Below are 20,308 nucleotides of genomic sequence, written 5' to 3'. Positions count from 1 at the left end.
CAAAAACTTCGCATTCATAGAATATATAGTAATATTTTACAATTAAGCCAAATAACCTCCGGAATTTTTTGCTGTGCATCATAAATTTATGTACATATATTATCCGCTGGTCCCCAAGGGAGTGGATTGGGGTATTGACACAACGACAATTAGGTTATAATATAACAATAAGAGTGCATATACACTTATATTTTTAACTTATGAAAGGCGTTAGTGCAATGAAACCTATTGCTGGAGGTTATCCTAAAAGTCCCAGTCCATGTTTATGCCTTAATATACGGCGGGCGTCCCGGGCGGTGACGGGATTCTATGAAAAAGTATTGGAACCAAGCGGTATTAAAATTACACAGTATTCCCTCTTGCGGCATCTTGTGCAGGTGGAGCCAGTTACGATCAGTGAATTGGCTAAATTTATGCGTATTGATAGAACTACTCTGAACCGCAATATGAAGCCCCTTATGGAAGCTGGATTCATAAATGTAAATATAGGTGAAGATCCCCGTTCCAGGCAAGTACTGCTTACTGAGGCTGGGAAGTATGCATTATGTACCGCGACGACATTATGGGACGAAGCGCAGGCATCATTGAAGGAATATCTGGGCGATAACGAGGTAGAGCAGTTTAACCGGTTGATTTCGAAACTAGAAGCGCTAATACCATGATTTTTGGGGGATAAACAGTGTATATACACATAAAATGAGGAGTGGTAGGGAATGGATAAACAAATCAAAAACTATATTCTGGAGTTAGGAGTAGATGATGTTGGTTTTGCCGGTATCGTGGATTATCACAGCCCCAAGTCCTACGAAATCACGAAATTTTTGCCTGATGCTAAATCGATTATTGTCTTGGCATTTAAAGTTTTATCAAGCTGTGAAAGCCCAAGTACCAGTGCTGCCTTGAATGGTTATTTGGATTTAGGCTCATTTTCAAGATTCACCAGTTACCAGATTTCTCGCTTTTTGGAACGTAAATATAGTGCCAAGGTTGCTACTATACCGATTTCCTATCCTATCGAAATTCATAGTGACAGGCCAGCGATAGGCGATTTTTCCCAAAGGCATGCAGCTGTTGCCGCTGGCTTAGGAACGTTTGGCCGCCATAATCTTGTTATTCATCCTAAGTTTGGGACACGAGTTAACTACACGAGTATTATTACGAATCTTCCCTTGCAGCCATCGCCAAAATGTGAACAGGATTTTTGTATTCAGTGTAATCTGTGTGTTGAAAACTGCCCAGGAAGAGCGTTGGATGAGGCAGGCAAAACCGATGTAATGAAATGTTTAGCTCATTCACAGCCGTATGGTTTGGTCGCCGATATCGGTTTTCAGCTGAAGCGTTTAGGCAGTTCGCCGGAAGAACAAAAAAAGCTGCTGATGAGTGAGCAATATGCTCGACTGAAACAAGCTGCGTATTTAGGAAATCAGTATATGTGTTTTAACTGTTTGAAGATTTGTCCGGTAGGACAAGCCTAAAATTGGGAAGATAGGAGTCCGTTTTCTGAGGATAGGATATTACTATAGAAGCCGTTGCTCCAAAAGAACTGCACCGAGTAAGCAGCGATAACAGCAGGAAATATCATATAGTAGAGAGAATGTGGCATTAACCGACAAAAATTGGTTATTGCCGTTTTTGCGGTTGGCGTGAAAGTAATATTGAATGGGGATATAAATGGTAGCGATCATTTAGAAAGGAGATAGTAGCTTATGAATAGTAAAAAAACTGTTGAATTACAGGTGCCGCTGCAGGTAGATATGCTGCCGGTTGTGGTTGGCTGTGCCGAGCAAACAACGCAGGCCTTTGGTTTTGGCAAAAAAGAGCAGTTAAGTCTATCTTTGGCGGTGGAAGAAGTGTTTGCGTTTCTTGCAGCTCAGGGCCAAGAAGATGAAACAATGCGATTTGCCTGCCGCTATGGAGGTTACTATATTGAGGCTGCCTGTACTTTTCCCCGTCATGTCTTGCCAACTAAAATGTTCAACATGACGGCCAGGGTGGCCGTGGAGGATGAAGACTCTTTGGCGGGAATGGGGTTGCTATTGGCGGCCCGTACTGTAGACCATTTTAGGATTGTAATGGGAAAAGACGGTAGAACGGGTATTTATTTGACTCTGGAAAAACAGTATCCGCAAACTTCTCCGGAAACAATTCCGATAGTACCGCAGAGCGGCTTTTATCTTTCAGATCCAGGCAAGGAAGAAATAAAACAGTTTGCTAGGTATGTGACCAGTTTTTACAACACCACTTCCCCGGCTTTTTGTCACTTTCCCGGTAAGCTTGTTGACATGATTGGCAGCGAGGAATATGATGCAGTATTGGCTAAAGATGACAAAGGGAATATCGGTGGCGGCTTTCTCTGGCAGTATAACGGAAAAATGGCTGAGTGCTATGGACCCTATGTATTTACTGCGCAGGACAAGGTTAGTGCTCTTCTTGTCGAAGGAGCGATTGCAAAATTAGCGCGCACAGGTAGCCTTTGTTTGGCTATTCGTCAGCCTACAGAACAAGTGCCTGCAGGGTATTTTGAAACGTTGGGCGAAGTTTGTTCGTTGACTCCTGAGGGTGCATTACTGTGTCATACGGCGTTATACCGACAATTGGAAGAAGATAATGGGATGGCAGTGTTCACACATCCCTTAATTGAGTCTTTTATGCGGGAACGTTATAACCACTTGGCCTTGCCCCGGCAAATGCGGACAACGGTGTATGAAGGCGAAGGACGTTTGGCTGATTCTGCGATTTCCGCTAAGCTGGACCGTCTGCAGACAACAGCCACACTTTGTATCTTGGTGGCGGGCGACGATATAGAGAACAATCTAGCTACGCATATAGCTGCTCTGCGTAGCCAAGGGATAAAAAATATATTCTTTGAACTTGATCTGGGCAAGGCGGAAGAGGTGCAGCTTGCACCGGCAATAATAGCTGTAGGATTTCAGCCCCAATTAATTCTTCCCTGGGGCGGTTGTGGCGATGTTATTGTATTTATGCACTTAGGGGAGGAATCGGTATGCCTGCGCAAGCCGTAATGCTAGGAAGCCTTGTTCCAGCCCATATACAAAACATTGTTCCTTATATTCCCAGTAAACCTGATGATGTGCTATGTGAGATGTTTAATTGTCAGCAAATTTACCGTCTGAATAATAATGAAAATGCCTTGGGACCAACACCGGAGGCTAAGGCGGCCATGACTAAGTTTAATCCTCGGGCGGCCGCAATTTATCCCAGCGGTGATGCCTATCACCTGCGCCATCGCCTTGGTGAACGCTTCGGGCTTGACCCGAATGCCTTTGTGGTCGGAAATGGGGCCAATGAGGTTATTGCTTTTGTCATTAATGCCTTCTGCCAGGCTGGCGATAATATCATTACTGCAGATAGGACATTTGCTGTATATGAATGGGTCGCTGAATTTTCGGGATTTAAAGCCAAGCTTATTCCGCTCAAGGATTACTGCTTTGATGCTGAAAGTATGCTGAAGGCCATTGATGATCGTACTAAAATATTGTTTGTTTGTAACCCCAATAATCCAACAGGAACTTACTGGAATGAACAACAGCTACGAGATTTTCTTGACCGGGTGGCTGGGCGGCAGATTGTGGTTATTGACGAGGCTTATGCCGAATTTGTCGAAGCACCAGACTTTCCTGATGGCATGAAGCTAATCAAAGAGTATCCTAATGTAGTGGTTTTTCGCACCTTTTCCAAAATGTACGGACTGGCGGCACTACGTATTGGTTATCTTGCTGGAGCGCCGGAAGTTGTGGATGTCATTCGTCGTACTTGTGTTGTGTATTCTGTGAATGCGATGGCGCAAACGGCTGCGCTGGCTACGATGAATAATACCGGCGAGCATGTGGCGGCAACACGTAGGCTGGTGAGGGACGCAAAAAACTATTTGCAGCAAGAACTAACTAATATGGGACTTTTTCATATTGCCGGTGAGGGCAACTATATGATGATTCGTCTCCCAATAAGTGATACGCTTGCTTACCGGAAGTTAATGCAGCAAGGGTTCATGGTACGCACAATGACCGGCTTTCGCTTTCCTAATCATATCCGGGTTACGATGGAAACGCTGCCGGTGATGGAAGGGTTTATCAGGGCGTTAAAAGCTATTTTGCCGATATGAGGCAAACGATATAAGGCGGAACCCGTTTGATGAATTTTGGATAATTCGGCAGGAATTTTATGTTTTAACAAGAATAATAGTATATTAATATTAAATATTTACAAATAACGATGTGAGTTTGTCAGCGGATTTTCATTTTGAAGCTTACAAAATAGTATATAGCTCACGTGCAGATAGTGAGGAGGAAGTAATGATGAATTTATTTAAAAAGAAAGCACCATGCAATGAAGCTCTTTGTATTATTCAAAATGTAGAAGACCGACTTAAGGGAAAAGTAGTTGGGGATATAACAGTTGAGTATCCTATTCATAAAACATTGCTTAAACACTTTGATAAGCTACTAACAAGTGAAAAGAAAATGTCGGTAAGCTCTAAGCAAATGGTAAATATCATATCCTCCTTAAGTGAATTTGATGTTAAAATGACACACTCTTCCTATGAGTTGATTGATTTTGCACAGAACATGTCGGCTGTAAGTGAATCAAACCTTGCTATAGTGGAAGAAATTACGGCAAGTATGAACAATGTGAATGAGACAATAGGTCATACTTCTGCGACAATGAATCAATTATCAGAGTCCTCTACTAATTTAATTCGCAGAAATGATGAAAGTATGGTTCAGTTAATGGAAGTAAGTACACTAAAAGAAAATGTGGTAAAAGATACAACTGCAATGGGTGAGCAAATTGCACAATTAGTAGACATGGCTGCTAAAGTAAGCGAAATAGTCAATGGCGTGGAGGCCATAGCCGAACAGACCAATTTGTTGGCGCTTAATGCTTCGATTGAAGCTGCCCGCGCTGGAGAATTTGGCAGAGGGTTCGCTGTTGTGGCTAACGAAATTAGAAAATTAGCAGATAATACAAAAACGAATTTAGATGATATGAGGGTTTTTGTAAATAACATACACCAAGCAGCCAGTGGCAGCAGGGAAAGCTTGGATAATACCATGCAATCTACTAACAACATGAACGCAAAACTTGACATAATATCAGGTACAATAAAAGAAAATGTGCTTATGCTAAAAGACACAATTAAAGATGTGGACAAGATATCAGAATCTATGCTTGATATTAAAGAAGCGGCAAAACAAGTAAATCAAGCCATGAATTTATCAGCGCAAGACGCCGAAAAGCTACATAGCATGACACAGACTATTCATGATGATGCTATTGAAAGTGCTGACAATGCCAAACACATATCCAAGATTGACGAGGATCTTAGTGAGATTGTAAGAGATATGATATCGTCATTAAATGGCGGAATCAATGCAATTACAAATGAGGATTTGACAAATAATCTTATCAAGGCGAAAGACGCTCATGGTAATTGGATGAAAAATTTAAAACGAATAGTTGATGAAATGAAAATTTACCCTATTCAGACCAATTCTAAGAGATGTGCCTTTGGACATTTTTATCATGCAATTAATATAACTCATCCCGAGATAGCTAAGGAATGGACGGCTATTGATGGGGTACACCATGAACTGCATAATATGGGTATTAAAGTAATTTCTGCAGTAAATAGCAAAAATTCACCACAGGCTAACGACCTGTACTTACAAGCTAAAAAACTATCAGAAGAGATATTTGTTCACATAGATAATACTATTAAAAGTATTGAGAGGAATACTAAATTAGGAGTAGAAGTATTACGATTTGAGTAAATGAAAAGGAGATGACAAAATGAAGATAATTATTGAGCCAGATGCGCGTGATTATATAATGAAGAAAGATAAGGATAAGGCTGTCACACTTACTGTCGCTAAGCGTCCAGGCAGTTGCTGAGGAGGTGGCCGCGAGGCTGTGCTCCCGTCCGTGCGACTGGGAATAGATCCGGAAAAGCTTGGGAGTTACCATAAGTTGATAATGGATGGTGTAACTGTTTACTACATTGACAGTGTACCTACAAATTTTCAAACTGTTAAGATAAAATTAACAAAGCTGCTGTTCTTTAAAAAGTTGGTTGCTGTCACTGGCTAATAGGGGTTTTGTTGTATGTGGTTAAGCTAGAATATTTTTTGTTTTAAGCAATCTTAGAAGGGGAAATTTGTAGTTTTGTGTAAAATATATACATATGATTAAAAAACAATATAATCAGGATTGCTTTGTTGTGTTAGTCGACTTTAGTCAAGGTACTGATAGTTAATGTCAGCCTTACATGTAAGCCAAATAGCTTCTCTGTGCCAACAAGATTTGCTTGCTGGGCAAAAAAAACAGGAAGAAACGGAAAGTATGCGGCTGGAGCTAGCCAGTCTCACGAAACGGCAAATTGAAATCAAAGAAGAGTATAATGCTATTGCAGACACGATTGCCAGCTATGATGAACAGTGCCAGACGTTAGCCCAAATGGAAGATGGAATCCAGCGCGACTGTGAGGATTTACAAGCACAGCAAGAAATTCTGCAAACAGAGTATAAGAAAATATTGAGTGAGCAGCAGGAAGATAGTCTGCCATGTTTGCCTAAGGATGAGGAAACAGCGCGGTTGTTGGCTGCCAAAGATGAGACAGAAGCTGTTATTGCCGAAAATCTGGCGAAAAGGGAAGAAGTCACTATTCAGCTTGCCTATTTAGCAGAATTAGCTGATCGGGAACAGCAAGTTGAAAAGCTGCAAGCAACTGTAAGTGCCCAAGAGTCAGAGTTACAGCGTGTGGAAGCGGAAAAACGGAAGCTGGTAAAATCGTTGGAACTGCTTACTGCGCACAAACAAGATACGTATGTATTGTTAAATAGCAATCGTGAGGAACAAATTCGCACTGTTGCGCAATATAACCAATACCTTATCGAATTTGTAGCTGCTGTGCAGCAGGTGGCGTGTCAGGGGCAGACGTCAGTAAACCATTTCATTAATCAGGATATTAACCGTTTAGTCGATAAAATCAATATCATTAAGCAACGCCAAGTTGATCTTAAAGCGAACGAATTTGATACAATAAACCAAGTACGTGAATTAGCTCAAGCTCTCTATGATAGGGCACAGGACTATGGTTGGGAAACAGGTTCCCTTCCGTCAGACACTCATGGGGTGGTAGTTAACTATCAGAATATCAGAAATTTACGTCAAAAATCCAATGACTTATTGGTTGTTTCGCCACCTGGAATATTGGCTAAACTTGGTTTGTGTGGGCAGTGGAAAAAAACGTTATTTGATTTGCTTGCCAAAGCTAAAGCAATGGAGCAGTTGGCCGCTTCACCTGCTGCTCTGCGCGAGCAGATAATTGCTGAAATTGAAAATGTGCTATTAGAATGTCGTCATCTGATGCAGCGGATTTATGAGGCTTGTTACCGGGAGCTTTTGGTTTCTGGACAGTTGATCGAGCAGGCCGATAAGCAGATTCAAGAGGAGTTAGCGATTGTAACAAAACAACTGCTAAGCTCGCGTGAGGAAGTAAAAAATTTCATAGCGCAAGGGAACCTCAATGCTGTGGATGATGATGAGATTGGTTTGCAGCAAAGGTTGGGGAAAATTGAACATACACTTCAACAGGCTGAACGTAAGCTGCAACAACAGAAGAAAGCACTTGTTGAACGGCAGGGTTTACTATCGGAAAACGGCATAGCAGTAAGGCCAAGCCAAGGAGCGCAGCAGGATAGTATAGAAGAGCTCTTGCGGCAAATTGATGATGTTGAAGAGCAAAGGCAAGACACGGAAAATAGGTTGGTAAAAGGCCGTCAGCAGTTGACTGAATTGAAAAATGTAATAGCGCTAGCTTGTAGTAAAAGGGAGGAATTAGCTTGCGCGCAAGAAGCTATTTCCCAAAAAATCAAAACAATAATAACACAATTGACAGAGCAAGCGAGCAGCTATAGTGAAATAAGAAGCGAACTGACTAGAGAATGGATTAGTCGATTACATGAGGCGCAATACCAACTTGAATCTAACGAGCTGATAACTGACAGGGTAAGTGACTCATCCTTAGCGGAAATACTCTTGGAAAAGAACCCTTTAGAAATTGAGGATATTGCGCTACAGATAGTCGCTAAGCAAACTGGACTGGTACTAGTGGAAACTCGGGAATGGTGCTTGCCTGTTGCTGCCATATCAGTAGCATTTATGCTTGACGGATACAGACGCGGTAACCTTATCAAAGAGTTTATTTTGAAATGTGTTGCTAGCAGACTAGCGGAGCTTAGCAGTCTACAAGGAATTGTTGATGTATTGAAAGTAGAGGCAGAGGTTGTTTGTCAGTATCTTAATGAACTTAGCTTATGCCAGATGATTATTGCCAGCGAGGAGGCTGGAGTAAAAAACTATGACCTGACCGATAAAGGCCGGGAACTAGTTCAAAATGGTCTGCTTATTGCTACCACGCGCAGTGGAACCGTTGTAATCACCGTAAATGCCCAGTATGAGTTAATTGATATCTGCAAGCAAATGGACGCGAATCCCTGGTGCACAGATTTGCCGGTTTTTCGTCATTGTAATCAGCAGGAAGAGCAGGCGCTTAGGGGTTATTTCCAAATCGATGATGAAGAAGCTAGTCATATTGCCCAAGCGAAGATTAAAGAATGGTATACAGACGATCTGGAAGAGTATACAGCTAATTTGTACCAAGCGCAGCGTAACCAAGAGTACCAGTTACGGTTTGGTGAGATATGGGTGTACGATGCTGTGAATAATCAGGTTTATTGCCATGTCTGGAATTTTAATCAGAATGCATTTTGTCCAACAATGGAATTTGCACTCAACTCACTTGAAAGTAAGCAGCGGCTGGAACAAGTGCAAGCTATTTACAATAAAGACAAACAGTTGGTGGATTTGATTGCTAAACAGGGGTGTCAGGATACTTCCCCTAAGCAGCCGATGATTTTACAAAATCTGTATGGGGCAGATATTCGTAACGCTTTTTTACAAGCATTTGCCGATGTTCAAACGGCAATGCTGCTGATTGTGCCTTGGATTGAAGAACTGGCTGGTGATGAGGCGGTTTGGACGTGCTGTCAGGAGCTTGTTAGCAGAGGCGGTATCATTTTTATAGGCTGGGGGATGCCGGAAACCATTACTGCTGAGGAACAGCTGTCAACGATAGCGCTAGTGGAAAAGTTTCAAAGTTTCGTTGATGTTGAAGGAATGCCAGGTGTATTACTCTTTTATGTAGGCAATATAGATAATAAAATGCTTTTGGTCGACAACCAGTATCAACTGCGGGGTTCGTTAAACTGGCTATCCTACTGTGGCGGGCAAATATCTCATAATGAGTCGGTTGTTAGGGTAGTTGATAAAAACTATATAATGGAGCAAAGTTGTTATTTACAGGGGCTGTTTCTGAAAGAATTGGAAAAACAGCTGATGGAAAACCATTTAGCTGACGAAGGGCAATGTATTACCTGGTTTTATGCGTTGCTAAAACTGAGTGAACATCGCTATACACGCGAGATACTGGCCGAAGAAGCTTTGGAAAAAGTAGTAGCCAATCATTCCATACACACGCTATTTAAACTCTTGGCAGTATATGTTAAAGCTGATGAATATGAATTGGGATTTAGTTATATGCTGGCTTGGTTGACGGCAAAGCCAGCCAGTCATACCAAACTAACATATTGGCTGGAGAAGCTGCGTACTCGTAATTCTAAGGCATATAGTAAAATAACTGCTACGTACAAAACGATTTTGAGAAGGCAACGATAATGTGCCTGTTATTTTGCGTATTACTAAAGATAAAAGCGGTTTAATTTTTTGCACAGCACGAAATTAAAACCGCTTTTATCTTTCCGGAAATATACCCGTGTGTTAGAATTGATCAATAAATAGCCAAATGTTGAGCACGCTGACAACTAAGCCAATCACCAGTAAAATAATATTGTGGAGTTTGCTGTTAGCATATTTACCCATGACTTTGGTGGACGAAGTCAAATATATTTGCAAGAAAATTGTTATGGGTAATTGGATGCTGAGGAGCATTTGTGATAGGACAAGCCCCTTAAAAGGATTGGAAATAAAAAAGATGAAAAAAACGGCAGATACATAAGTTAGTAAAACACCTACACGGGTATGTTGATCCTGAATGTTATAAGGTTCGCGAAATATGCCGGCAAAAATGCTGCCGCCGGCCATGCCAGCCGTGCTTGTTGATGATATACCGGCAAATAACAGTGCAAAAGCAAAGACAATAGAGGCAGTACTGCCGAGTATAGGTGTAAGCATATCCCCGGCCTGTTCCAGGGTTTCAACATGAATTTGGTGCTGGAAAAAGGTAACTGCGGCAATTAGAATCATGGCACTATTGATCGCCCAGCCGACCAGCATGGAAAATAGTGTGTCCAGAAATTCGTAATTCAATTGTTTGTTGATAACTTCTTCGTTTTCCAGATTCCATTGGCGGCTTTGAATGATCTCCGAATGGAGAAACAGGTTATGAGGCATTACGACAGCGCCTAAGACACTCATGACAATTGTCAAGGAACCAGTCGGAATCTGCGGAGTTACCCAACCTTCTACCGCCTGTACCCAATCAATATTAACCAAAGTAAGTTCATATAAGAATGACAAACCAATCAATGATACAAAGCCAATAATCCACCGCTCCAAACGTCTGTAGGAATTGCTCCACAATAGCAAGCCAGATGTCAGTGCTGCTATGACTGAGCCAGCAGCAAGCGGTAGGTTAAGCAATATTTTGAGCGCAATGGCCATTCCCAGTATTTCTGCCAATGCGGTAGCGATAGCGGCTCCTAGCGCAGAGAATAAAGCTAGGCGTGAAAGCCAGGGCGGAAGGTATAGAGTTGCTGCTTCCGAGAGGCAGTAACCGGTAACAATGCCAAGGTGAGCCACGTTATGTTGAAGGAAAATCAGCATAATTGTGGAAAGGGTTACCATCCACAATAAGGTGTAGCCATAATCTGAGCCTGCTGCCATATTCGCAGCCCAATTCCCCGGGTCGATGAAGCCTACTGTCACTAAAATTCCTGGACCGATGTAGCGTAGCCATTCGCGGGATTTAATATCAGGCAAGTGTACTTGCGAAAGAAAATGGAACATGATGCTAGTGACCTCCAACGGTAGTCCTGTTTTATTAATAATGAGCGTCAAGAAAGTAAGCTTGAACGGATATAATATTACATTTTTACCAAGAAATAAACCCATGAAAGCAATATCTGTATAGAAATTGGCTGTTTTATAGGATATAATCATAGTATTAATGATTTAACGTCACAAAACAAATAAAAGGTGGCTAATTTATGAAAAAACCATTATTTATCGGTTCTGCAGTAGCTATTGTAACTCCTTTTACTGACAATGGGGTTGATTATGCAACATTAGCAAAACTAATTGAGTTTCAAATTAAAGGCGGCACAGATGCTATTGTCATCTGCGCTACTACCGGGGAAGCCTCAACCATGCCGGACGAGGAGCATATTGCTACTATCAAGTTTGCGGTAGAAACAGTCAACAAGCGCGTTCCCGTTATTGCTGGCACAGGAAGTAATGATACCCGTCACGCTGTAGAATTATCGAAAGCAGCCGAAGCAGTGGGCGCTGACGGAATATTATCAGTAACTCCCTACTATAATAAAGCTACGCAAAAAGGCTTATATGGGCATTTTAAACTTATCGCCGACAGTGTTACGATACCAATGATTTTATATAATGTACCGAGCAGAACTAATTTGAACATAAATCCTGAGACGATAAAAGCATTGTCGGAAATCGAGAATATTATTGCGGTTAAGGAATGTAATCTTGGTCAAGTTGGCGATGTAGTAAATTTGTGTAGTGAGGACTTCGCGGTGTATTCTGGTGATGACAATAGCATTTTACCGGTGCTGTCACTAGGCGGTAAAGGGGTTATTTCTGTTATGGCTAATATTATCCCGCAAGATACCCACGATATGGTTATGAAATTCTTCCAGGGAGATACTAAAGGTGCTATCAAGCTGCAGCTACAGACTCTGAATCTCATAAAAGCTTTATTTAGTGAAGTAAACCCTATTCCTATTAAGGCTGCTGTAGGTCTGCTGGGCTTTCCGACTGGTAAATGCCGCATGCCGCTAACAGAACTTGAGGATAATCACTTGGAGCTTCTCTGCAGCGAAATGAAAGCCTACGGTTTGCTCAAGTAGAAGGTAGAAAAATAATCAAAAGAAGCAGCAGACCGGTGATACTAGGTCTGCTGCTTTTTGACTATTTGCTTGTCCAGATGGAAAGTATAACTTTCCCTGGATTGAACGACTAAGGCTTCTGTCGGCGTCCTGAGGGACTTGGCACAAGCCAAGTCTTATCTTATGGGGGCGTGTTAAATTAGCCCTTCAAAGTGCAACATGATTTGAGCAATAGCAGTGGCGCATAAAAAGGTACCTGTATACACAGCTAAAGCGACAACAATTATTTTCCAGGACATTTTTTTAAAGGCTTCTAAATCCTTGCCAATGGCTAATCCGGCGTAAGCCAGAATGGGTGTGCACAGGGCCAGGAAATCAACCTTGGACGTGTAAAAAGTAATGGTTGTAGCAATGGGAGAAATCGGGGATGTTACTAAAAGTGCCACAATAGATACCCAGAACACCATCGGCAGTTTAATTGGTATTACGTGGGTTAAACCGACGCCGAGCAGAGTAATGATAAGCATCATAGCATAGCCAATAGCCGCTTCGCCTGCTGGCATATTATAGCCGATGACATTGCCTGTTGTGGTCATAATACCTATCAGCACCAAAGCAATAAACATATCGCGAAAGTTCATTATGCATCAGCCTCCTTTGAATCGTTTTTCCGACCCAAAATAGGTTTAAGCAAAGTATAGAGCTTTTCAGTAACAGGCAGTGAGATAAAGAGAGAAAAGTAGATGCCGATGATGGTCGTGAGGAGATTGGAAGCGCCGGCATACATCAAAATCTCATTAGCCTTATCGGGGAATACCGATTTAATCGCGCCTGAGGCGGCAGCCATCATGCTGCCTGAACCTACGCCGGCACCCATGGCTAAGGCGTAAGGATGGAAGATACCTAGGGCGGCAAGGTAACCGGCTAATAAGCCCAGCCATACAGCGCCAAACAAGGTGCCACAGATATAAATTGACATAACTCCGCGGCCTTCCGGCGAACTTAAGCCATATTTTTCACTGATAATTGCGATGTTAGGTTCTCTGTCAATGGAAAATGTTGCGCCAATCGCCTCGCGGCCCAGACCTAGTGCGATAGCAATTGGCAAGCCGAGAATTACTGTTCCAAGGAAATGGCCCAGCTCTTGTAAGGATAACGCCAGTCCGGATTGCGCGACTTTTACAACCAGCGGACCGATTACCGTTCCAAGCTTAGTCACAAGCATAAGAGTGGTGATGCCCAAAATGGCAGAAGCTAAATTCATTTCTGCGGTTTTCACGACCTTTAGTTTGGGAACGCTCAAAATACCGCCAAGGACCATAGCGTACAGCATCGGCAGAAAAAGCAGTACCCCAGGACCTAAGGGGATTTTTTTTGCGCCAATCCATTCACAAACTATGACGATAATGAATGCAATACAATGGATTCGCCAATTTTTCAAAATGTCCAAATGGCCATTCCTCCTTTGTGTTTTTGAGAAAGACAGATGTGTATTAGCACTTGGGGATATTATATCATAAAATAAACAGATGTGGTAGAATTAGTGAATAATACAAAACAAGGTTGGGGGTAAAAGTTATGGAAATTACGCGATTAAAAAGTAAAGTCTGTAACGCTATTGATGAGCATCAGGGAAAAATTATCAAACTGGCCAAGACGGTAGCGCAGCACCCGGAATTGGGTTACAAGGAACAGGTAACCTCACAGCTTGTAAAAAAGTTCTATAAAGAAATTGGCTTAACTTACGAAGATGGTTTAGCAATCACCGGCGTTAAGGCTAAGCTGAAAAATAAAGGCACTGGGCCGAACGTTGCTATTTTAGGTGAATTGGATGCCATACTATGTCCGGATAGTTCTTGTGCCGATCCGGCAACCGGGGCGGCTCATGCCTGTGGGCATCATCTGCAGCTCGGAGCTATGCTAGGGGCCGCTCTGGGACTGAAACTCAGTGAGATAAGTCATGAGCTTATGGGCAACGTAACCTTTATGGCAGTTCCGGCCGAAGAATATGTTGAGATTGCCTACCGTCTCAAGCTGAGAGAAGCAGGAACGCTGCATTATCTCGGTGGCAAACAGGAACTGATATACTGTGGTGCTTTTGATGACATCGATATGTCCATGATGATTCATTCAGCTAAGGAATCACCAGAACCTACTGTACAAATAGGAGAATCAAGTAACGGCTTTATCGGCAAAACGATCCAATATATTGGACAAGAAGCTCATGCGGCCGAAGCTCCTGATCAAGGTATTAATGCTCTTAATGCTGCTATGCTGGGCCTCATGGGAATTCATGCTTTGCGTGAGACCTTTCGCGATGGCGACATTGTGCGCGTACATCCTATCATCACCAAGGGCGGTGATTTAGTAAACAGTGTACCGGCCGATGTGCGCATGGAAACCTATGTGCGGGCTAAGACCATGCAGGCTATTGATGCAACTCATCTCAAGGTCGATCGCGCGCTTAGAGCTGGTGGCGATGCCGTGGGTGCCCAAACTATGATACAATCATTGCCCGGTTACCTGCCACTCAATTGCTCGGCCGCATTTAACCAGCTATTTGTTGAAAATTCGACGCAGTTTCTCGCCAGAGAAAATATAAAAAATTCCGGACATTTTAGTGCGTCAACTGACATGGGGGATGTGTCGCATCTGATGCCAGTCATTCACCCCTATATTGGTGGAACATCAGGGGCACTGCACACCAGAGAATTTTGTGCCGTAGACTATTATGCAGCTTGTGTTCTGCCTGCTAAAATTATGGCCATGACTGTCATTGACCTGCTTGCAGACAATGCTCAGCAGGCCAAGGCTATTTTAGATTCGTATCAGCCCCTTATGACAAAAGCAGAGTATATTCAAAAATTAGACAGCTACTTCACACAGGGCTAAACTGGCATCCATAATCACTCTGATCACAACAGCAAGCAGAGTCTCCCGTATAATACAAAAATACCTACGAGTCGATTAATGGACTCGTAGGTATTGTAATTTCCTGAATACTATTTCCCGAAATGTCTGTCTAGTAAGCCTTTGAAAGCGGCGCCATGGCGTGCTTCGTCTTTACACATTTCATGAACCGTGTCATGAATAGCGTCTAAACCAAGTTCTTTAGCTTTTTTGGCAATACTCAGTTTGCCTTGGCAGGCACCATATTCAGCTTCTACCCGGAGTTCAAGGTTCTTTTTGGTAGAAGGGGTTACGACTTCACCCAAGAGTTCGGCAAATTTAGCGGCGTGCTCAGCTTCCTCAAAGGCGATGCGCTTATAGGCCTCAGCTACCTCGGGATAGCCCTCACGATCAGCTTGGCGGCTCATTGCCAAATACATGCCAACTTCGGTGCATTCTCCCATAAAATTCATCTTTAGTCCCTCAAGTATTTCAGCATCTACGCCAGCGGCTACACCAATTCTATGTTCATCAGCCCAATTCAAAGTTGTAGTGGACTGCTCAACAAACTTAGCAGCAGGTGCGTTACATTGAGGGCAAGCATCAGGGGCGGAATCACCCTCGTGAACATAACCACAGATAGTACATACAAATTTTTTCATTTAATTACCTCCGTAAATAATAATTAATATCATAAAGTAATTATAACTGATAATATTTAAAAAAGCAATACATATTTTTCTATGATGTGCAAAATAAAGCAAGACACAAATACCATATAGTTTATTAAAAGCTGCATATACAAAAATTAGCAGGATATTTATAAAGTGCAGAGAAATTGGTACTAACCTACAAAAGTAGGATAGTAAAGAAGGGGGGGGATGTTTATGCAATATCGGCAAACTAGAAATAAGTGTACTATTGCTTTTTTCGCCGTACTTGCAGCAATGGTGTGGTTATGTCTGCCACTAGGAAATGTAGAGGCAGCGGCATGCCAGGACGGAAATAGAAGTTGTTTATGTTGTGAATGGAAACAACAGCCTATGGATGTACTTAATAATTCTCCATACCATATTACCGCGCTGTTTATTTGTCCGGCTAATTCCGAAGAATGGCAGGAGGTTCTTGGGGGTATAGAGTTGCGCAGTGGCAACCAAAGGAAAGTTATCTTCGATGTAAATAGTAAGGTATATAAATGGGATATAAAAGTAGTCGATTCCAGCGGTAACTTTACTGTATTTCAGAATCAGCGAATTAAACCTGATTTCACTTCTATTGACTATTATTATAAAGATGGTACCGGTCATATTAAATTTGCTGTAGGGTAATATATTCCGTCTTTAACACGTTGTATATAGTATAAAATTTGAGGAAAGGAAGGATGTAGGTGAGGAATTTTTCAAAGAAACTGCTGTCTAAACTTGTACTCGTAATGATGGTACTGCCGTTATTGGTTGCTGGTAGTGTGTTGGCGGAAGGTATGGCTTACCGGGAAGAGCCTGTTAAGCTGACAGTACAGATGGACGGTTTTAGTCAGGGTACTGTTGATATGGCGCTTACGCTTCAACCAGGCGAATTGTTCCGTGTGGAACTGCTTTCTGCCGCTGGAACTGGTTATTCATGGAAACTAGAGGGAGAGCCTATACTGGTCAAAGCATCTCAAATAGCAGATTCCCAACCAGTGTCAGCTGACAAGAACCTATGTGGCGGACCGGTGCGTGATACTTATCTACTGAAGGCGGGCGATGAGTTGGGAACAGAAACCATCCGCTTTAGCTTTGCTCGACCTTGGGAAGCGGGAAAACTGGCAACCAAGACACTGGCAATTGCTGTGACAGTTCAGGAATGCAAATAGTTAATGGAACTGTCAGTATAGGGCTAACAATCTATATACTATGAGAAAGTACTATATTGGAACAAAAATGGCCGAGCTCATTAGAAAAATCAAGTGAGTTCCGGCCACTTTTTTAAAAGAAGCGTTCAAATTAGTATAATATAAGCAGAGTAGATTGTTTTTGAAAGTGTGCAAGGGAGAGATACTATTGCAAGAGTTTATAAATATAAGAATTCACGATTATTATTGGGATGAGGATCTTAGTTGTGTAGTGACAACTTTAAAAATTCTTTCAGAAATTTATTATCCTGAACTACATCCGCAGGTTATAGCGGCCGCCTTCGGGCTGAATGCAGGCAGATGTGGTTATCAATGTGGATTGGTTGAGGGAGCCTTAATGTTTATTGGGATCTATGGAAGTCGGAACGGTATGACTAATGAAAAAATAACTGATTTATGCCATGGGTTTTGCGATAAATTTCAGGAGCGTTTTGGCAGCATATTGTGTAGCCAATTAAGGCCACAAGGATTTAGTTCCGGTAATCCTCCGCACCTTTGTGAAAGTATAACTAAAAAGGCGATTGCATTTTCGGCAAAATTTATGGCGGAAAACATCAAAGGCTAACGCTGTAAACCTGCGTAGACAAGGCTGAACTGCATTATGGGATAGAAACTACAGCCAATTTCTATACAATCCAATATATGGAGTGGTATTTTTGGAAATACGACAATTAAAGACGTTTATGAGTATTGTTAAATTTGGTAACTTTTCGCAGGCTGCACAATTTCTTGGTTATACTCAGTCTACAGCAACAACGCATATTCAGCTTTTGGAAAAAGAATTGAACACTGTTTTATTTGAACGGTTTGGTCATCAGCTAATGCTTACCGGTGATGGTGAACGGCTCTATGATTATGCCGAGCGTATTACCAAACTGGCCGAGGAAGCTAAAAATGTGCTTGATGATTTTTCGATACCGCGAGGGCCGATTATCATTGGTATGCCGGAATCGCTCTGTGTATACCGGTTGAAGGATTTGCTTAAGGAATATGCTGCCGTATATCCTGAGGTGGAATTGAAGGTGAAGCTAGGTATTTCCAGTGATTTTCACAATATGCTGCGAAAAAATATGATGGATATGGCTTTTTTCCTGGAAGAGAAAATACAGGAGCCTGACTTAGTCAGTAAATTGTTATGGCCGGAGCCTGTGGTTTTAACCGCCTCGCCCAACCATGCTTTCAGCAGGTTTGCTGGGGTGCAGGTAAGCGACCTGGGCGGACAAACACTGATTTTTCCCGATTCTGGTAGCAGCTATCGGACTTTATTGGAAGAAAGTATGGAAAAAGCAGCTGTCCAGCCGGGAAATGTGCTGGAAATATGCCAGATTGAGGTTATTAAGCAATTTGTTATGAGCAATATCGGGCTGACTATCCTGCCCCAGGCGGCAGTCCAAAATGAACTTACGGCAGGTACCTTAGTGGCTTTGCCTTGGTTGGGACCGGAATTTCAGATTAATGCATATCTTGCCTACCACAAGGATAAATGGCTTTCTTCTACTATTCAAGCCTTCAGTAAGCTTGTTCAGGAGAGGTTATTGAAATGAATTTCTTGCCAACTGAGAAGGTTCCAAAACCAGTGGAGGTTGCTTATGAATAAATGGTTGTCTGGTGTAAGACTGCTTGTTGCGGGTGAGTATGGGTTGGTAATCGAATTTGATACAGACATTTCGCCTGCTATTAACAGGATGGTGCAACAGCTTGCCGGACTGCTTACCAGCAGTTTGCTTCCTGGTGTTATTGAGGTGGTGCCCACCTACCGGACTGTTATGGTGTATTTTGATCCTTTGGTAATAACCAGGCAAGATTTATCCGGGTTTATCAGCCAAATGCTATGCGAACTGAATCCCCAAAGCAGTCAGTTTACAGAGGCCAAGACGGTCTATGTGCCGGTTTGTTACGGGGGGGTGCTGGGACCTGATTTGGAATATGTGGCACGCTATACCAGGCTGACGGCAACAGAGGTTATCAGTATTCATACCGCAACCCCCTATTTGGTGTATATGCTGGGTTTTACCCCGGGGTTTCCTTATTTGGGCGGGTTGGCTGAGCAGCTTGCGGTGCCACGGCAGGAGAAGCCGCGTGCTAAGGTGCCGGCCGGCTCGGTGGGGATTGGCGGCAGTCAGACAGGCCTTTATCCTGTGGAAAGTCCGGGAGAATGGTGGCTGATTGGGCGTACGCCGGTCAAGGCCTTTAATCCTAAGAACAGTCAGCCTTTTTTATTTTCTCCCGGGGACTATCTGCAGTTTTATGCGATAACCGTGGAAGAGTATTTTGTGATACGCCGCGAAGTGGCAGCAGGCACTTATGTTCCGCGAATTTGTCAGGGCAGTGAGAGTGATGAGTAGTGATTACTGTTATTCAACAAGGTTTCTTTACAACAGTACAGGATGAGGGCCGCTGGGGCTACCAGGCTTATGGTTTGCCGACAGCCGGGGTGATGGACCGGTATGCCGGGCGCATAGTCAACTTACTGGCAGGTAATGAGGTACAGGCGGCCGTGCTGGAAATGACCTCTTTGGGCGCGGTGCTTAAGTTTGATGAGGAGCGATTGGTGGCTGTTGGCGGCGCAGATATGCAGGTAACGGTAAATGGTATTGCTGTTCCCAATTGGTCGGCTTTTCTTGTGCCCAGGAACGGAGAAGTCCAATTTGGAGAGGCTGTCACCGGCTATCGGGCTTATTTGGCTGTGCAGGGGGGAATTGATGTTCCTCTGGTGCTGGGCAGCCGGTCTACTTGTGTTAAAGCAGGCGTTGGGGGCTATGAGGGGAGAACGTTGCGGCAAGGCGATGTCCTGTATGTTGGGCAGGCAGGGGAAGGTGCTGCCAGACCACAATCCCTTGCCAGTGACTATATTCCGTCCTATGGCGGCAAGGTTTCGATACGGGTGATGCTCGGGCCGCAGCAGGATATGTTTTCTGAGGAAGCAATGGCTTCCTTTTTCGCAAAACCATATAAAGTTACCAAGCAAGCTGACCGGGTTGGTTACCGGCTGACAGGGTCCCGGATTATACCTATCAGTAAGGCAGATATTATCTCTGATGCTGTGTATCAGGGGGCTATTCAGATTGCTTCGCATGGTATGCCGTTTATTATGCTGGCTGATCACCAGACTACCGGTGGGTTTGCCAAGCTTGGCTATGTGGTTCGGAGCGATTTGTCCAAGGTCGCGCAGACAAAGACTGGTGATAGTATACGATTTTGCTGTGTTAGTGAAGCGGAAGCAATTGTTGCACTCCGTGCAGAACAGCAATTGTATCAGACTATTGTCACAGCCTTGAGAGCATAAAAAACAGCTTTTATGAAAATCGAATGCCCCTATTTAATTTTTCAATTTTACATCCGGTCAATTCGGTGTTAT

The 20,308-nt window shown here is 43.0% G+C and carries 19 protein-coding genes; 15 read left to right on the top strand and 4 right to left on the bottom strand.

The features are described from left to right. Positions 1–218: 218 nt before the first annotated feature. The 7 genes from ACZ449_RS18185 (at position 219) to ACZ449_RS18155 (ending at position 9,756) form a co-directional block, all read left to right on the top strand. The gene (locus tag ACZ449_RS18185) at positions 219–662 is read left to right on the top strand and encodes a MarR family winged helix-turn-helix transcriptional regulator (protein WP_464257473.1); all 444 of its coding nucleotides are present in this window, start codon (positions 219–221) and stop codon (positions 660–662) included. Between the two features lie 51 nt (positions 663–713). Next, entirely contained in the window at positions 714–1,475 is a 762-nt protein-coding gene (locus ACZ449_RS18180; RefSeq protein ID WP_464257472.1) for a 4Fe-4S binding protein, read from the top strand. 231 nt (positions 1,476–1,706) lie between these two features. Then, positions 1,707–3,023 (top strand): hypothetical protein, encoded by a 1,317-nt coding sequence (locus ACZ449_RS18175; RefSeq protein WP_464257471.1) that lies wholly within the window; start codon positions 1,707–1,709, stop codon positions 3,021–3,023. Further along, positions 3,005–4,123, top strand: a complete 1,119-nt coding sequence (hisC, locus tag ACZ449_RS18170; protein WP_464257470.1) for a histidinol-phosphate transaminase — start codon at positions 3,005–3,007, stop codon at positions 4,121–4,123. The genes ACZ449_RS18175 and hisC overlap by 19 nt, the downstream gene beginning before the upstream one ends. Before the next feature lie 190 nt (positions 4,124–4,313). Continuing rightward, positions 4,314–5,792 carry a methyl-accepting chemotaxis protein gene (locus ACZ449_RS18165; protein WP_464257469.1) on the top strand — a complete coding sequence of 493 codons (1,479 nt, stop codon included), beginning with the start codon at positions 4,314–4,316 and terminating at the stop codon, positions 5,790–5,792. A gap of 139 nt (positions 5,793–5,931) precedes the next feature. Then, complete coding sequence (locus tag ACZ449_RS18160) at positions 5,932–6,108, top strand: hypothetical protein (protein WP_464257468.1); 177 nt, start codon at positions 5,932–5,934, stop codon at positions 6,106–6,108. A 165-nt stretch (positions 6,109–6,273) separates the two neighbouring features. Beyond that, positions 6,274–9,756 carry a hypothetical protein gene (locus ACZ449_RS18155; protein ID WP_464257467.1) on the top strand — a complete coding sequence of 1,161 codons (3,483 nt, stop codon included), beginning with the start codon at positions 6,274–6,276 and terminating at the stop codon, positions 9,754–9,756. Positions 9,757–9,858: 102 nt separating this feature from the next. On the opposite strand, the gene ACZ449_RS18150 is transcribed toward ACZ449_RS18155, so the two are convergent. Continuing rightward, positions 9,859–11,106, bottom strand: coding sequence for an Nramp family divalent metal transporter (locus ACZ449_RS18150; protein ID WP_464257466.1), 1,248 nt, complete (start codon positions 11,104–11,106; stop codon positions 9,859–9,861). A 200-nt stretch (positions 11,107–11,306) separates the two neighbouring features. Between ACZ449_RS18150 and dapA the strand changes: the two genes are divergently transcribed. Further along, positions 11,307–12,188, top strand: a complete 882-nt coding sequence (dapA, locus tag ACZ449_RS18145) for a 4-hydroxy-tetrahydrodipicolinate synthase (RefSeq protein ID WP_464257465.1) — start codon at positions 11,307–11,309, stop codon at positions 12,186–12,188. A gap of 173 nt (positions 12,189–12,361) precedes the next feature. Here dapA and ACZ449_RS18140 read toward each other — a convergent pair whose 3' ends face one another. Beyond that, positions 12,362–12,808 carry a hypothetical protein gene (locus ACZ449_RS18140; RefSeq protein WP_464257464.1) on the bottom strand — a complete coding sequence of 149 codons (447 nt, stop codon included), beginning with the start codon at positions 12,806–12,808 and terminating at the stop codon, positions 12,362–12,364. Further along, positions 12,808–13,617 (bottom strand): DUF3100 domain-containing protein, encoded by an 810-nt coding sequence (locus ACZ449_RS18135; protein ID WP_464257463.1) that lies wholly within the window; start codon positions 13,615–13,617, stop codon positions 12,808–12,810. Before ACZ449_RS18135 ends, ACZ449_RS18140 begins: the two co-directional genes overlap by 1 nt. A gap of 128 nt (positions 13,618–13,745) precedes the next feature. On the opposite strand from ACZ449_RS18135, the gene ACZ449_RS18130 reads away from it, so the two are divergent. Continuing rightward, positions 13,746–15,059: an amidohydrolase gene (locus ACZ449_RS18130; protein ID WP_464257462.1), complete on the top strand. Its 1,314-nt coding sequence runs from the start codon at positions 13,746–13,748 to the stop codon at positions 15,057–15,059. Between the two features lie 110 nt (positions 15,060–15,169). Here the strand turns inward: ACZ449_RS18130 and ACZ449_RS18125 are convergent, their stop codons facing one another. Further along, positions 15,170–15,718, bottom strand: a complete 549-nt coding sequence (locus ACZ449_RS18125) for an NADH peroxidase (RefSeq protein ID WP_464257461.1) — start codon at positions 15,716–15,718, stop codon at positions 15,170–15,172. A gap of 225 nt (positions 15,719–15,943) precedes the next feature. Between ACZ449_RS18125 and ACZ449_RS18120 the strand changes: the two genes are divergently transcribed. The 6 genes from ACZ449_RS18120 to ACZ449_RS18095 all read left to right on the top strand — a co-directional run bounded on the left by ACZ449_RS18120 (position 15,944) and on the right by ACZ449_RS18095 (position 20,236). Further along, a complete protein-coding gene (locus tag ACZ449_RS18120; RefSeq protein WP_464257460.1) occupies positions 15,944–16,384 on the top strand; it encodes a hypothetical protein in 441 nt (146 codons plus the stop codon). 59 nt (positions 16,385–16,443) lie between these two features. Beyond that, positions 16,444–16,911: a protease inhibitor I42 family protein gene (locus ACZ449_RS18115; protein WP_464257459.1), complete on the top strand. Its 468-nt coding sequence runs from the start codon at positions 16,444–16,446 to the stop codon at positions 16,909–16,911. Between the two features lie 187 nt (positions 16,912–17,098). Then, positions 17,099–17,515 (top strand): C-GCAxxG-C-C family protein, encoded by a 417-nt coding sequence (locus ACZ449_RS18110; protein WP_464257458.1) that lies wholly within the window; start codon positions 17,099–17,101, stop codon positions 17,513–17,515. 82 nt (positions 17,516–17,597) lie between these two features. Continuing rightward, the gene (locus ACZ449_RS18105) at positions 17,598–18,494 is read left to right on the top strand and encodes a LysR family transcriptional regulator (protein WP_464257457.1); all 897 of its coding nucleotides are present in this window, start codon (positions 17,598–17,600) and stop codon (positions 18,492–18,494) included. 45 nt (positions 18,495–18,539) lie between these two features. Continuing rightward, the gene (gene pxpB, locus ACZ449_RS18100) at positions 18,540–19,295 is read left to right on the top strand and encodes a 5-oxoprolinase subunit PxpB (protein ID WP_464257456.1); all 756 of its coding nucleotides are present in this window, start codon (positions 18,540–18,542) and stop codon (positions 19,293–19,295) included. Further along, positions 19,295–20,236 carry a 5-oxoprolinase subunit C family protein gene (locus tag ACZ449_RS18095; protein ID WP_464257455.1) on the top strand — a complete coding sequence of 314 codons (942 nt, stop codon included), beginning with the start codon at positions 19,295–19,297 and terminating at the stop codon, positions 20,234–20,236. Before pxpB ends, ACZ449_RS18095 begins: the two co-directional genes overlap by 1 nt. Positions 20,237–20,308 lie beyond the last annotated feature (72 nt).

The organism is Desulfosporomusa polytropa, from assembly GCF_055380075.1.
Note: the sequence above shows the minus strand (reverse complement) of the source record. Positions and strands in the feature narration are given on the sequence as shown.